Consider the following 15,167-nt stretch of genomic DNA (forward strand, 5'->3'; position numbering starts at 1 on the left):
TGGGCACTACAGTTCGGCGTCACGCAATTGGGCCTTGTGGATCGTGGAATGATGAGTGATTGCGGAAGGAGTTGTTCGATGCGAAGCGAGAGGATCAGGACGCGGGCAAGGCGTGGGGCGATGCGCGGCGTGTGGGCGATGGTGCTCCTCGGCGTCGCGTCGCCGGTCGTGGCCCAGGCAACCACGCTCGAGCCGCCTGCGAGCACGCACGCCACCTCGGCCGCGCCCATCCCCGCCATCGAGACGCACTGGTACATAGTTGAAATCGGCGGTCAGCGGGCGGGGTGGATGAGATCCGTCCAGACCACGACCGCTGACGAGATCTCCACGCTCAGCGAGTCGTCCATGCGCATTGGACGCGGCGAGACCGCCCTGGAGATCTCCACCGAGACCAGCTTTGTCGAGACGCCCGAGGGGACGCCCAAGTCCATCGTCTCCAAGCAGACCATGAGCAAGACGCCGGTCGAGAACGAGTGGATCTTCGGGAAGGACGGCATCACCCAGACGACCACCCAGGACAAGAAGGTCACCGTAAAGACGCTTCCGAACTTCCAGGAGGCGTGGCTCCCCCTCGCTGCGTCCGAGCGATATGTCAAGGCCCAGATCGCCAAGGGCGAGAAGACGGTCTCGTTCAACACCATCGACCCGAGCCTGGGCCTGCGGCTCATGAAGGTCACGCAGACCGACGAGGGACGAGAGACGCTCACCGTTCTCGGCGAGGCGATGGACCTCCACAAGGCGAGCGTCACGATGGAGCAGTTGCCCGGCGTGGTGACAACCGTGCACACCAACGACGACGGCGACATGATCAAGACCACCACCCACATGGGGCCGATCAGCATCGAGATGACGCTCTCCACGCAGGCGGAGGCGACTAGGGACTTCGCGCCCCCGGAACTCATGGTGCGCACCTTCGTCACGCCTGATCGCGCCATCAACGGACCGCGCACGGTCGCCAAAGCACGATACCGCCTCTCGATCGACGAGGGCGAGATGCCCGACATTCCCGCGACGGGATCGCAGAGCGTTCGGCGCGAGAATGACAAGGCCTCGGTGATCATCGTGGACACGTCGTTCCCCAACGCCATCACGCCCGACGAGGCGAAGAACCCGGCGTGGCTCGCGACGAGCGCCATGACCGACCTTACCGACGAGAAACTCAAGGATCTGCATGAGCGTGCGGTGAAGAACGCCAAGGACTCGCCACGGGAGCGGGCCGAGGCGATGCGGCGGTTCGTGCACGAGTACATCCGGCGCAAGAGTCTGGGCGTGGGGTTCGCGACGGCGTCGGAGATCGCGCGTGATCGCGAGGGCGACTGCAGCGAGCACGCCGTGCTCCTTGCCACGCTTCTGCGACTCGACGGGATCCCGGCGCGGGCGGCGTGCGGCTTGATCTACGCCGATGCGTTCGCGGGCGCCAAGTCCATCTTCGGCTATCACATGTGGACGCAGGCCCTGCTCGAGGTTGACGGCACGAAGCGTTGGGTCGATCTCGACGCGACGCTCCCCGGCAACACGCCGTATGACGCGACGCACATCACGCTCGGCGTCTCGAGCCTGAACGACACCGACGTGACCGAGTCGCTCGTGAATCTTGTGCCGCTGCTTGGGCGTGTGAAGATTGCCGTCGAATCGACCGAGCCATGAGCGAGCACGACTCACACCCGCCACACCAGCCCTCCCCACTGCCTCGCGTTCCTGCGCGCGATCCCAAGGGGCACAAGGGGACGTTCGGCACGGTCCTTGTCGTCGGGGGATGCTGCCGGGGTGACGCGCGGATGATCGGCGCGCCGGCCCTTTCGGCCCATGCGGCACTTCGCGCTGGAGCGGGCCTCGTCCAACTCGCGATGCCCGCGCCCATCATCCAGACCGGGATCTCCCTCTGCCCCTCGGCGACGGGCCTCGCGCTCCGCACCCACGACGACGGCTCGCTTATCACCCACGAGGCGGCGGCGCAACTCGACGAGGCGATGGCGCGTGCGACCGCCGTGGCCGTGGGCATGGGGCTGGGAGACGCGCCCGACGCCGCGCCGCTTGTGCTGCGATTGATCCAGCAGGAAGATGCGCCGGTCGTGATCGATGCCGACGCATTAAATGTGCTCGCGCAGGTTCCCGACCTGTGGCGAGACTTCCGCGCACCGTGCGTGCTGACGCCCCATCCCGGAGAGTTTCAGCGCCTTGCGTCGGCGTTTCGGGTCACCCATGATCCGACCGACGCCGCGTCGCGTCCGCTCGCCGCCGAGGCCCTGGCCCAACGTCTTGGCGCCATCGTCGTCCTCAAGGGCGCGGGGACGGTTGTGAGCAATGGGCATGAGACCTGGGTCTGTGATCGTGGGCACGCGTGCCTTGCGACGGCGGGTACGGGCGATGTGCTCGCGGGAGTCATCGCGTCGCTCGCGGCCCAGCACGCGGGCACGCCCCCGTCTCCACGGATGACCGTGCCGCGACTCTCGCTCTTTGATATCGCGCGTCTGGGCGTGCAGGCCCACGCGCTCGCGGGCGAGATGTGGGCGTCACGCCACGACACGCCCTCGGGCCTGCTGGCGATGGAACTCGCCGACCTCGTTCCCGAGGCGATCGAGTCGCTCCGGCGGACCTAGTCCAGTTTCCGAGGCGAGACCGATGAGACCATGCGGATCGTCGGGGTCTGGAGCGACGATCCGATGCTCGCGTCGTCGAGGTCGTTGGGAAGGACGGTCAGGTCGACCGTGGCCTTCTTGAGCCTCGGTCCGACGTCGTACTGCAGTTCGAACGTCGCCTCCTTCACTCCCACGAGGAGCGGCCTGGCCTGGGTCGAGGTGAGCGTGCCGCCGGCGTAGTCCTTCTGGACATACCACAACTCGTAGGTCCCGACCGTGGCGGTGTCGCGTCGCTCGATGCGGACGATCTGCTTGGTTCCCGCGCCGGCGTTCTCGTTGGTGGTAAACTCGATGAAGGTGCTGTTGAGCGGGTTCTGGGCCGCGTTCAGGACGTCGGCGGGATAGGGCCCGAACTCGGTTCCCGTGCGAATCATGGTCATGAGGCGGTACATCACCATGCGCGTGACGACGTGGGTCGAAGCGCCCTCGCTCGTCACCTTGTAACTCTTGAACGAGGCGTCGAGGGCGGCGAGGGCTGCGGCGAGGAGCGTCCCCGTGATCGCCAACGAGATGAGGACCTCGATCATGCTGAAGGCGCGCCGGGCGCGCGGGCTGCGGTTCATCGTGTGCCCTCCCGATAGGAGCCGGTGACCGTCGTGAACTGCATGGGGAGCATCACGCCGTCCGGCATGGACATGGTGGGATTGAAACGGATCGCGATGCGTCCGTAGCCGTTGAATGGGACGGGCGTCGAGCCGCTGGGTTGGACCTCGTCGGGCCCGACATCGGCGATCCCGTCGCCGTTGGTGTCATAGCCGACGATGGGCACGCCGCCGACGATGGGGAGCATCGAGGGGTCGTATGACTCTTCGTCGCCGTCGTCGATCCCGAAGTAGCCGATGGTCGAGTTGAATCCCGCGGGGTTGCCGATGGGCGCGCCCGTCGCATCCTGGAGCGGGCCCTGCCCGAGTTGGGGCTTGAAGGTGAGCATGAGCGCCCCGTCGATCGTGGCATTCCCGCGTACGTCGATGACGCCCGCGATGATCACGCCCTGGAGTTGCAGGTCCTGTGAGGCCGGGCTGTTGAACGAGCCGAGGTCCACCGAGTAGTGCGGGAGCATCAGCGAGCTCTCGGCGATCACGTCCTCGTCCACCGACTCGGGGTTGATCGACGGATTCTCGGGATCGTCGGGGTTCGACTGATAGAACTTCGTCGAGCCGGTGAACTGGATCTTGTTTCGTGAGTTGGTGTAGTTCGTCGGCGAGTCGCTCACGATCGATCCGATGATCCGGCAGTCGTGGAACCGGAGGTTGTTTGAGAGCGCCTTGGTGTCCGTGATTCGCTTCCCCGAGACGATGAGCGGGTCGGGGAGGTTGTTGTAGCCCATGGTGAGCGCCACCTCGTCGTCGGGGATGTCCGCCTTGTCCATCGGGGGCTGCGCCATCAGGATCATCTGGCTGGGCGGCTTGGCGGACGACGGGAGCATGTCGGGATAACTCGTCTCGCCGGCGTCGTCGCCGTACACCATCCGCGGCGAGGCCAACTTGGGACGCCCGGATGTCGAGTCCATCGTCATCTTGCCGTATTCGCCCCATAGGACGTGCGTGTTGGCGGTGGTCGAGCGGACGTACGTCACGCCGATGAACGTGCAGTTCTTGAAGAGCGCGTTCGTTCCCGCGGGAATGATCACGTCGCGGAAGGTCATGTTCTCATAGACCGGGCGGTAGTAGTAATCGGTGTGATTCGGGGAGGCGTAGGGCATTTTCTCGTAGTATGCCGTTGCCCAGTTGTCGGGCAGCCCGTCGAGCGGCGCGACATCGGGATCGAGGCGGAGGAAGCGCGGGTTGGCGGAGCCATCGGGCTGGGACTCGACATAGGTCGCGAGTTGGCCTGAGGAGATCCCCAGTTGCGTGGCGACCTGGTCGTTGAAGGGCTGCCCGTCCGCCGCCGACTGCAGGTCCGTCCGCGACGAGTCGAAGGTGTTGATGTCGAAATCCGGGAGTTCATCGGTCGAAACGCCGTAGCGCTGCGCGGCGACACCCTCGCTGGGGATCACGGCACCCCGGAGGCGATCCTCGACCGCGCCCTGGGACGTCTCCCACGCCGATTGCGTCGCGCGGAAGGCCAGCCCGCCACGGACCTTCGCATAGCGATCGCGATAGTCGATGTACCCGTCGCGAAACCCAAGGACCTGGTCGTTGTTGCCGTTGCGTCCCGCGGTGTCCTCGGCGGCGTTCCAGTCGTTCATGTTCCCATCGGCGCTGTCCCAGAGCCCATTGGCGTTGGTATCGGTATACCCGTACACGCCGTTGGCGTTTCGATCCGGGACGCCGCCATCGATCAGGATTGCGAGGTTGTCATCCACCGAAAACTCGGCGGCGAATCCCGACGCCGGCGTCCCGGCGGTCAGCGCGGCCGAGAGCGTGAGTTTCCCGTCGTTGTTCTGATCGAAGTGCTTGATGAAGATGTCGAAGTCGTCCACGAAGCCGTCGTTGGTGACGTCGGTGAAGGGGTTGACGGGGTTCCCTGAGCCATCGGTGTAGGACTGGCTGGGTGAGACGGCCTGGCCCTCTACCGGGTGCCCGACTCGGAGGCGTGAGTCGCCATCCACGTCGTTCGCCTTGACTGCCGCGAAGAAGTCGTCAAGTTTCTGATCGAGTACGGCGTTCAGCCCGTAGAAGTCCGATCGGATCACCATCGGATCGCCGTCGTTGAACGTGACATCGGTGAAGGTCGAGCCGATGCTCCCCTCGACGTTCACGTTCTTCCCGATCATGACACGGTTGGGACTCATGATCGCGTGGTTCACGCGCTTGATCATGCGGTAGTCCTGCGAGACCGTCCGCTTCACGGGGCGGCCGTTGCGGAGGTAACTGAAGTCGTATCCGGTCGAGATCACGCGGATGTCCGTCCCGTTGGCGAGGGGGGCGTAGGTGATCTGGAAGCAGACCGGCGGCGCGCCTCCGGCGACGGGCGATTCCACGGCCACGCCGGGCGTGTATACCCAGTTCGTCAGCGAGTAGTCCGTCGCGCTCGTCCCCGAGGGCGCGTTGGTGAGCGCCACCGACGCGACGCCCGCCTCGGGCACCGTGTTCTGGTCCACCGAGTGCATCTGCATGAGCGCCGCGGCCACGCCCGAGGGTGTCCCCAGGTCCAGAGGCCCGATCTTCGAGGGCATCACCACGTGGGTCCCGATTCCGCCCGAGTTCCCGGTCCACAGGTAGGTCCCGAAGGTCGACGTGATCTTGCTGTTGGAGACGACGAAGCGACCCGCGGCGTCGGAGAGTCGCGCCTTGGCGACCTCCAGCCCTGTCTCCGCAGCGCCCTGCGCGCGGATCACGCGGATGTTCGTTGCGGCCGTCGCGATGTTTCCCTTGCTGACGATCGCCATCGCCGCCGCCAGCGAGCCGAACATGATCAGAAGCATCATGGAGAGGACGCTGGCGATGCCCGTGCGCTCGCGCAGTTTGCGAATGGCGTTCCTGGTCCGTGCTCGACGTGTCGCGCTCATCGGTTCAACTCCTCAACCCTTTCCACATCCTCCACGCGCCCACCCACGCCGCACCCTTACGGGCGGACCCACGTCACCCGCGCGATCTCCTGCGGCGAGGCGTCGTTCACGCTCTGATACTCCACGACCACCGTCACACGAAGCGGGAAGCCGTTCACGGGGATCGCCGGGAGCGACGAGGTTGCCGCCTGCGAATAACCCGCCGCCCGCACCGTGCTGTAGTTGTACGGATCGACCTTCTCGACGATGACCCGCTGCGACCAACCCTCGAGCGGGACGGGCACGCCGGAGTTTGTCTCCACGAGGCCGTTGATGTCCACCTCGGGCACGACGTTGCCGTACGCGTCGATGGGACCTGGGAGCGTCCCGCCGTTGCCGAACTGGATCCCGTCGAGATCGTCGATGTCGTCGATGTCGGCGGCGGTCGCCTCGCCGGCCTCGCGTCCCCAGCCCACGAGCACCGGGCTGCCGCTGCTCCCGTCGACGAAGAGCCCGGTGACGGGGTCGTGCCGCGGCAGGCGACGAGTCATCTCGCGGATCTCGTTCGCCAGCAGCATTGCGGTGCCTGCCTGGGACGACCAGCCGTTGGTCTTGATGAAGGACGTCTGGGCGTCAACGTAGGCGAGGATCCCGACGCCGATGATGACCAGGGCCATCATCGTCTCGAGGAGCGTGAACGCCCGAGGCCCGCGCCGACGCCGGCGCACCGCTCGAACCGTTCCGGCGATGTCGTGGATCATGAGCCTTCCCTCCCGAGGGGACCCTCGCGGTCCCTCGACAAGGAATATCGATTACTTCACGATCTGGCTCATCTTGAAGATGGGCAGAATGATGGCCATGGCGATGAAGCCGACGACTGTACCCATCATGAGGATCATGATGGGCTCGATCATGGACGTTGCCGCCTTGATCGCGTCCTTTAACTGCTTGGAGTAGAAGACCGAGATCTCGTCGAGGACCTCGCCCAACTTACCGGACTCCTCGCCCGCGGCGATCATCTGGGTGACCGCCTTGGGAAGGATCGCGTCCTTCATGAGCGCGTGGGTGATCTTCTTGCCGGTCTTCACGTGCGCGTGCACCTTCAGCCACACCGAGCGGAAGATCGAGTTCCCGGAGATCTCGCCGGTGATCGAGAGCGTGTCGAGCATCGGCACGCCGGCGTTGATCAACTGGCCCATCGTCTGGAGCGATCGGCTGATGTAGAGCGCCCGGAACATCCCGCGGAAGATCGGGACGCTCAACTTGGCCTTGTCCACCCAGAAGCGACCGACCTCGGTCTTCGTGAACGCGAAGACGACGCCGCCGATGATCAAGGCGCCCGCGAGGAGCAGGTACCACTTCTCCACCATGAACTTCGAGAGCCCCAGCAGGAACTTCGTGGCCCAGGGGAGGATCTCCTCCTTGCCCTGGAAGACGCCCGCGAACTTGGGGAGCACGAACGTGAGCAGGAAGACCGTCACGCCGACCGCCAGCGTGCCGATGATCACCGGGTAGATCGCGGCGCCGACGACCATCTTCCGCGTCTCGAGTTGCTGCCCGATGTACGCGGCGATTCGGTCGAGCATCTTCGAGAAACTGCCCGACATCTCCGAGGCGCGGACCATGTTGACGTAGAGCGGGTTGAAGAGTTTCGGGTGCTTCGCGATCGCCTCCGAGAACTGCTTGCCCGACTCGACGTCGTTCTTGAGCTTGATGATGACCTTCTTGAACCCGACGTGGGTGGTCTGCTCGCCGATGCCGTCGAGCGCCGCGCGGAGGTTGATGCCGGCGCGGATCATGACCGCCAACTGCGTGGTGAAGTCGAGGACGTGCTTCTGCGTGGGCTTCCCCGAGTTCGCCTCGCGGAAGCGATCCATCAGAGACTTGGCCTCCTCGCTTCCGCTCACCGCGGTCAAGGAGAGAACATGCGACCCCTGGTTGCGCAGAACCGCCGCGGCGGTCTGGGCCGTGTCGGCGGAGACGACCCCGACCTGCACCTGGCCGTTGGCGTTGCGAATCTGGTAGCGATAGTTGGCCATGTCTCACTGGACCCGCCGGGGTTCTCCGTGCGTCTCGCGACGCCGCGAATGTTCCGACCGTCCAACCTCCTTTCCACACACCTCCGACACACTCAGGCCGCCAACTGACGCTCCAGCTTGTCCGGGTATGCGGACTGCGCGATCGCGTCCTCCCGGCTGATCATCCCGTTGAAGTACGCCTCGGCGATCGACGCGTCCAGGCTCATCATCCCGATAGCGCGGTTCGTCTCGATCACGTTGGGAATCTCGAAGGTCCGGCACTCGCGGATCAGGTTGCGCACCGCGGGCGTGCACAAGAGCGTCTCCGTCGCCGGGACCATGCCCGCCCGATCGATTCGACTGAACAGCGTCTGCGAGACGACCGCCTGCAGCGTGTTCGCCAGCATCGAGCGGATCTGGTTCTGCTGGCCGGCCGGGTACATATCGATGATTCGCTCGACCGTCTGCGAGGCGTTCACCGTGTGCAGCGTGCTGAGCACGAGGTGGCCCGTCTCGGCGGCACTGATCGCCAGGGCCGTCGTCTCCAGGTCTCGCATTTCGCCGACGAGGATGATGTCCGGGTCCTGACGCAGCGCGTGCTTGAGGCCCGACGCGAACGTGGGCATGTCCTGCCCGAGTTCACGCTGCTCGATCACGCACTCCTTGCTCTCGAAGACGTATTCGACCGGGTCCTCGAGCGTGATGATATGCTTGCGATACCGCTCGTTCATCGCCTGGATCATGGCGGCGAGCGTCGTGGACTTGCCCGAGCCTGTGTCCCCCGTCACCAGCACTAGCCCTCGCGGGAGGTACGTCAGACGCGCGATGACCTCGGGAAGGTTCAATGCCGCGAGCGGCGGGACCTTCGTCTTGATCATTCGCATCGCCATGCCGACCTTGCCGCGCTGCATGTGCGCGTTCACGCGGTAGCGGGCCAGCCCGTCCACCGCGAAGGAGAAGTCGGCGTCCTTCTGCTTCTCGAAGGTCGCGAGCGCCTCGGAGGGAGCCATCTGCTCCAGGAACCGGCGCCCCACCTCGGGCGTGATCACCGGAAGGTCCATAGGCGTCATGACCTGGTGCACTCGCATCACGGGAACTTGTCCCGCGATCAGGTGAACGTCCGACGCGTCCGCTTCATATGCCGCCTTGAGAATCTTGAGCAGGTCCAATGGGGGCCTCCATCCGGGCTAGCCGTGCCCCTACACATCGGTCCTTCGACCTCTCATGTTGACGAAGCCCTCGCGCTCGATTCTCCTACCCCACACCAAACCCCATAAGCGAGGCACAACCCGCACAGTCGGCACAGTTCGCCCCGGTCCACCGGCGAGTCAGTCGGGATTCGCCACCAGCGCCTCGCGGGCCGCCACCGCGAGCCGGTCGCACCGCTCGTTCTCCGGGTGCTCGCTGTGCCCGCGTATCCAATGAAAGCGCACGTCGTGGGTCTGCATCAGGAGGTCGAGCGCTTCCCACAAGTCCCTGTTCTTCACGGGCTTGCGATCCGCGGTCGTCCAGCCGCGCTTCTTCCAGTTCGCCATCCAACTCTTCATCCCGTCGAGGACATACCTCGAGTCCGAGAACAGATCGACACCCGAAGGCTTCGTGAGCGCTTTCAGCCCCTCGATCACCGCGCGGAGTTCCATACGGTTATTGGTCGTGTCCAACTCGGCCCCGCTCGCCTCGCGGGCCGTCCCGCTCGCCGGGTGCTTGAGGATGTACGCCCACCCACCCGGCCCGGGATTCCCCGAGCACGCCCCATCGGTGTGCAACTCCACGCGTGGGAGACCGGCAAAGTGGTGCGTCATCGCGCCCGCTCCACGCCGAATCCACCCGCGCTCCCGACACCACCCATCCCCATCCGTCGGCCCGCGACGAGTGACGCCGCCGAGACCATCGCGACGCCGCCGGTCTCGCCGGAGCGTTCGGCGTCGAATCGCGCAAGGGCCAGGTCGTACGCCGTCGTGTACGCCTTGCCGAGTTTCTCCCAGTCGAACTCCCAGGATCGTCGATCGACCTCGTTGCGCAGCGCGATGCGGTCGCGGCGTTCGAGCGTGCAGAAGTCGAGCATTCGCCTCGCGAGGTCGCCCGCGGCATCCTGGAACGAGCGCCCACGCCGCTTCAGCACGGTCAGGCCCCACGCGTCGTGGTCCTGGTAGGTCTCCTGCGCGTACCTTCCGAACCCCGCGAGGTCGCTCGTCACCGCGGGGACGCCCATCGCGATGCACTCGAGCGGCGTGTAGCCCCACGGCTCGTACAGGCTCGGGAAGATCCCCATGTGGCACCCACGCACGAACTGGTCGTACTCGATCTCCCACAGACGGTTCGTCGGCGTGATGAAGTCCGGGTGATACACCACTTTGACCGGGTCCTCCTCGCGATTGAGGAGACCCAGCACGCGGACGTGGTTCAAGACCGGATCGTGCACATCATCCTCGAGGATGTGCGTCACGACCATCGGCAGGCAGGGCTGCCTGAGCGCGTGCTGCGCCCGGCGATACCGCAACATCCAATACTCATCCACGAGATCGTCGAGTTTCAGGCGTCCGCCCGACGCCGAGCGATAAAAGAGTCGCGAGCCGACGCCTTGTGTGATCTTCTCGCAGACCTCCCACAACTCGTTGAGCACGCCACGTTTTTCCATCGCGAGGGGATTGATCCCCTTGGTCGCTCGTCGGGAGACCACGAAGAAGACCACTGTCTTGCCGAGGTTTCTCGTCTTGAGTTCCGAGTTCAGGCGCGCCATCGCCTCCAGGCAGAGATCGAACCCCTTGTTGTGTGGCTCGAACCGCCCGCTCGTGAAGAAGTACAGCGTCCGATCCAGATCGAAGGAGTAACTCGGGAAGAAGTGCCCCATCGTGAAGCGATGGATCCAGTCCTTGTACTCCTGATGGAACCGCTGCTGATCGTGCCCGGCGTTGTACATCCCGATCGAGAGGCCATTGGGCGTCACCACATCCACTGACCGCCCGAGGAGTGACGCGCACTCCTCCGCCGTGATCGACGAGACGGTCGTGAGGACGTGGGCCCCGTGGGCGCTGGCTCGCTCGATGGCGTGCTGGGCGCGGATGTTGTACGCTGCCGCCTCGTGCGCCTGGTCGATCCAGGGCAGACGGTCGTAGAGATCGTCATGAGCCGAGGCGATGTACCTTCCCAGCAGCGTCGCGTGCGTCGTGAAGACCGTGGTCACCGGCACGTTCCGATGGCGCAGCATCGGGATCGCCATGCCGCTCATCCACTCGTGGAAGTGGGCGATCACCGTCCCCTCGTGGGCGCGCCTCGTGCGCTCCTCCGCGATCGCCTCGACCAGCCGCCTCGACGCGTCGGCGAAGGAGACCACGCCATCGATGAGCCAGTCCGAGCCGGGCGTCTCGATGCCATGGTCCTTCCAGATCGCGTACTTCGCCTTCGCCAGATGCTCCGCCGACCCCCAGTGCTCGAGTAGCAAGACCCTCGGCCTGCCGGGGATCAACCACGTCCCGTGGTGCACCCGAAGACCCTCGTCGCGAAGGCGCCCGATTACGGCCTCGAGCCACTCCGGCGCGGGCATCGGCTCGAACTCCAGGCCCACCTTCCCCGCGTCAAACGGGCCTACCAGCATGTACCGTTCGCCCCAGCGCGAGCGGACAAACGGCACCTTCGACCGGATCACCTGATAGATCCCGCCGACCTGGTTACAGACCTCCCACGCGAACTCCAGCAGAAGCCCCGCCTCGCCGGCGCGCGGCATCACGATCGTCGGCCGCTCCGCGGGGACGGCCCCCTCGCCGACGACGTCACGCGCCAGGGCCTCGTGGTCTCGTTGAACTTGTGGATCGCTCGGTTGCACGCCTAGGTCTTTCGGCTCGACGAACCCCGCGACTGAATCCAGAGGCGACGACGCACGCCCGGACGATCCCACCGAGCGTGCGCCCGCCTCTCTCGTCGCCTTCTTCGACGGACGCCTGCCCATGACGACAGCACTGTACACACGGCATCCGCATCGCCGCATCCATATGATCGCGCCCATGCCCCCAGCCACTGCCGCAGACACGAGCACACTGACCCCGCGCGTCCACCGATTCGAGGTCCGCGCCAAGCCGGGCCAGACCGACCCGCGTGCCGACGCCCTCGCTCGGAGTGCCGAGTCCCATGGCCTGCGCGCCAACGCCCAGACCGCGTCCATCTATCTCATTGAGGCGACACTGAGTGATGTCCATCTCGACCGCCTCGCCTCGCAACTCCTCGCTGATCCCGTTTGCGAGGTGGCCTCCCGGGGCACAAATCCCACGCCATCCAAATACACCACGATCGAGGTCCATCCCCTCCCCGGCGTGATGGACCCGGCCGCGCAAAGCGTGCGCGAGGCGATCGCCGACCTCCTGGGCATCGAGGCCGATGTTTCCACCGGGATTCGCTTCGACATCGATGGCCTCACCAAAGACCAGGCCATCGACCTCGCCCGCGCGACGCTCGCCAACCCCGTCATCCACCAGATCACGACCGCGCCTTTCCACCCGAAGAGCCTCCCCAAAGGCCACGTCTACACGCTCAATCTCCGCCACGTTCCCATCCGCGACCTGAGCGACGAGCAACTCCTGTCAATGTCGCGTCAGGCGCACCTCTTTCTCAGCCTCGATGAGATGCGGGCGGTGCAGGCCGAGTATCGCACGCTCGGGCGAGAGCCGACGGACATCGAACTCGAGACCATCGCCCAGACCTGGTCCGAGCACTGCGTGCACAAGACTCTCAAGAGCACAGTTCGGTACGCGGGCGACTTGCCCACTCCACAGACCGGGAAGCCCCGCCCCGGGCACACCATCAACCCCGACGGCACCGTCACCATCACCAACCTTCTGAAATCCACCATCGCCGCCGCCACGCACGAACTCATCGCCGATGGAGTGACGTGGGCGCTCTCGGTCTTCAAGGACAACTCCGGCGTCGTCGCGCTCGACGACCGCTGGGCCGTCAACATCAAGGTCGAGACGCACAACCGCCCCAGCGCCATCGAGCCGTATGGCGGGGCCGCCACCGGTGTCGGCGGGTGCATCCGCGACGTCATCGCGACCGGCCTTGGCGCCAAGCCCATCGCGAACACCGACGTCTTCTGCGTTGCCCATCCCACGCGTGCCGCCGACACGCTCCCGCCCGGCACCATCCCGCCGCGCCGGATCCTCAGCGAGGTCACCGCGGGCGTGCGCGACTATGGCAACCGCATGGGCATCCCCACCGTCAACGGGGCCGTTCACTTCGACGACCGGTACGTCGGCAATCCCCTCGTCTTCTGCGGCTGCATCGGCCTGCTCCCGCGCGACCGCATCAAGGGCGCACCCGCGTCGGGCGATCACATCATCGCGCTCGGCGGACGCACCGGACGCGATGGCATCCACGGCGCCACCTTCTCTTCCGCGGAACTCGAGTCCAGCGCCTCCACCGAGTTCGCCCATGCCGTCCAGATCGGCAACGCCATCGAGGAGAAACGCCTCCTCGATGCCATTCTCCGCGCGCGCAGCGCCGGCCCGAACAGCACGCCGCTCTACTCGGCTCTCACCGACTGCGGCGCGGGTGGCTTCTCCTCCGCCATCGGCGAACTCGGCTCGACGCTCGGCGCCCAGGTCCACCTCGATCGCGCGCCGTTGAAATACGCCGGCCTCTCCTACACCGAGATCTGGATCAGCGAGGCCCAGGAACGCATCATCCTCGCCGTCCCCGCGAAGCACATCGACGCGCTCCGCGCCATCTGCAAAGACGAGGGCGTCGAGTTCGCCGATCTCGGGCACTTCGGCACGCCCGAGCAGGACCTCGTCCTCCTGTACCACGCGACCGAGGTCGGGCGCCTCCCCATGCATTTCCTGCACGACGGCATCCCCACGCCCACGCGCGAGGCCGTCTGGTCCACGCCCGCAAGCCCGACGAATCCGACTTCCGCCACGCCTCCCGCAATTGCCGATGCGCTCCTCTCGCTCCTCGCCCATCCCACCATCGCCTCCAAGCACTGGCTTATTCGCCAGTATGACCATGAGGTGCAGGGGAACACGATCGTCAAGCCGCTGGTGGGTCCATCGGGTCGAGGCCCGAGCGACGCCGCCGTGCTCCAGCCCGTACCAGGCTCACCCGCCGGCGTCGCCATCGCCTGTGGTCTGCAGACGCCTGTCGGCGATCCGGCCCTCGGCGGCGACACCTACGCCATGGCGCTCGCCGCCATCGACGAGTGCGTGCGCAACCTCGTCTGCGTCGGCGCCGACCCGTCGCGCATCGCCATCCTCGACAACTTCTGCTGGCCCTCGTGCGAGAAGCCCGCCAACCTCGCCACGCTCGTCCGCGCCTGCGAGGGGTGCTACGACGCCGCCCACGCCTATCGCACGCCATTCGTCAGCGGCAAGGACTCGCTCAACAACCAACTCCGCTACACCGACCCCAAGACCGGCGAGAAGAAGGTCATCGAGATCCCCCCCACGCTTCTCATCACCGGGCTCGGGCGACTCGAGGACGCCGCCCACGCCATCACCATGGACGCCAAGCGCCCGGGGCATGTCCTCGCCCTCGTCGGGCAGACCACGCCCGAGATGCGTGCCAGCCTCTATGCCGAGCGCTTCGGCGTGCACGAGTCGTGGGGACCGCTCGCCAACCACATCCCCGCGCCAAGTCTCCGTGTCGGCCCCGCGACGGCGCGAGCGGTGCACGCCATGATCGCGGGACAACTTATCCAGAGCGCCCACGACTGCTCCGAGGGTGGCCTCCTCGTCGCCCTCGCCGAGATGCTCATCGCCACCACAGGCCCCGACGCCCCAACACCCTCACTCGGCGCCGACCTCCTCATGGGCCATGGGCACGCCTCGCCCCACCAACTCGCGTTCGCCGAATCCCCCTCGCGCTACATCCTCGAGATCCACGAGGACGACGTCGCTCGCGCGCGCACCATCGCCGAGCGCGAGCCGGGCATTCGCTTCGAGATCCTCGGCGTTCTCACCGAGACAGGCCGCCTCTCCTGGCGCGATCAGCACCTCGACCTCGAGGTCCGTGACCTCGCCAAAGCCTGGCTCAATCCCCTGGATTGGTAATCAGCCGGGCCTGCCGTGACACTCTCGTCACAAACATCGTGCG

General features: G+C 65.9%; 10 protein-coding genes. 3 read left to right on the top strand and 7 right to left on the bottom strand.

Translation table 11 applies throughout. From position 1 onward, the window contains the following. Nucleotides 1-78 precede the first annotated feature (78 nt). On the top strand, nucleotides 79-1,647 hold the full coding sequence (locus tag IPK69_05820) for a transglutaminase family protein (GenBank protein ID QQS10136.1): 1,569 nt from the start codon (nucleotides 79-81) through the stop codon (nucleotides 1,645-1,647). Continuing rightward, complete coding sequence (locus IPK69_05825) at nucleotides 1,644-2,600, top strand: NAD(P)H-hydrate dehydratase (protein QQS10137.1); 957 nt, start codon at nucleotides 1,644-1,646, stop codon at nucleotides 2,598-2,600. Before IPK69_05820 ends, IPK69_05825 begins: the two co-directional genes overlap by 4 nt. Here IPK69_05825 and IPK69_05830 read toward each other — a convergent pair. From IPK69_05830 to IPK69_05860, 7 genes are all read right to left on the bottom strand, one after another. Beyond that, nucleotides 2,597-3,202: a prepilin-type N-terminal cleavage/methylation domain-containing protein gene (locus tag IPK69_05830; GenBank protein QQS10138.1), complete on the bottom strand. Its 606-nt coding sequence runs from the start codon at nucleotides 3,200-3,202 to the stop codon at nucleotides 2,597-2,599. The two genes, IPK69_05825 and IPK69_05830, sit on opposite strands and share 4 nt — an antisense overlap. Next, nucleotides 3,199-6,090 carry a hypothetical protein gene (locus IPK69_05835; protein QQS10139.1) on the bottom strand — a complete coding sequence of 964 codons (2,892 nt, stop codon included), beginning with the start codon at nucleotides 6,088-6,090 and terminating at the stop codon, nucleotides 3,199-3,201. Before IPK69_05835 ends, IPK69_05830 begins: the two co-directional genes overlap by 4 nt. A 56-nt stretch (nucleotides 6,091-6,146) precedes the next feature. Then, the gene (locus IPK69_05840) at nucleotides 6,147-6,830 is read right to left on the bottom strand and encodes a prepilin-type N-terminal cleavage/methylation domain-containing protein (protein QQS10140.1); all 684 of its coding nucleotides are present in this window, start codon (nucleotides 6,828-6,830) and stop codon (nucleotides 6,147-6,149) included. Nucleotides 6,831-6,881: 51 nt separating this feature from the next. Continuing rightward, a complete protein-coding gene (locus tag IPK69_05845) occupies nucleotides 6,882-8,108 on the bottom strand; it encodes a type II secretion system F family protein (GenBank protein QQS10141.1) in 1,227 nt (408 codons plus the stop codon). A 92-nt stretch (nucleotides 8,109-8,200) separates the two neighbouring features. Next, nucleotides 8,201-9,256, bottom strand: a complete 1,056-nt coding sequence (locus tag IPK69_05850; GenBank protein ID QQS10142.1) for a type IV pilus twitching motility protein PilT — start codon at nucleotides 9,254-9,256, stop codon at nucleotides 8,201-8,203. Between the two features lie 159 nt (nucleotides 9,257-9,415). Then, nucleotides 9,416-9,889, bottom strand: a complete 474-nt coding sequence (gene rnhA, locus IPK69_05855) for a ribonuclease HI (GenBank protein ID QQS10143.1) — start codon at nucleotides 9,887-9,889, stop codon at nucleotides 9,416-9,418. Then, nucleotides 9,886-11,811, bottom strand: a complete 1,926-nt coding sequence (locus tag IPK69_05860) for a glycogen/starch synthase (GenBank protein QQS10431.1) — start codon at nucleotides 11,809-11,811, stop codon at nucleotides 9,886-9,888. Before IPK69_05860 ends, rnhA begins: the two co-directional genes overlap by 4 nt. Nucleotides 11,812-12,088: 277 nt before the next feature. Between IPK69_05860 and IPK69_05865 the strand changes: the two genes are divergently transcribed. Beyond that, nucleotides 12,089-15,124: a phosphoribosylformylglycinamidine synthase subunit PurS gene (locus IPK69_05865; protein ID QQS10144.1), complete on the top strand. Its 3,036-nt coding sequence runs from the start codon at nucleotides 12,089-12,091 to the stop codon at nucleotides 15,122-15,124. The last annotated feature ends 43 nt before the right edge of the window (nucleotides 15,125-15,167 follow it).

The sequence above is a fragment of the Phycisphaerales bacterium genome (assembly GCA_016699835.1).
In the GTDB taxonomy this organism is placed as follows: Bacteria; Planctomycetota; Phycisphaerae; order Phycisphaerales; family UBA1924.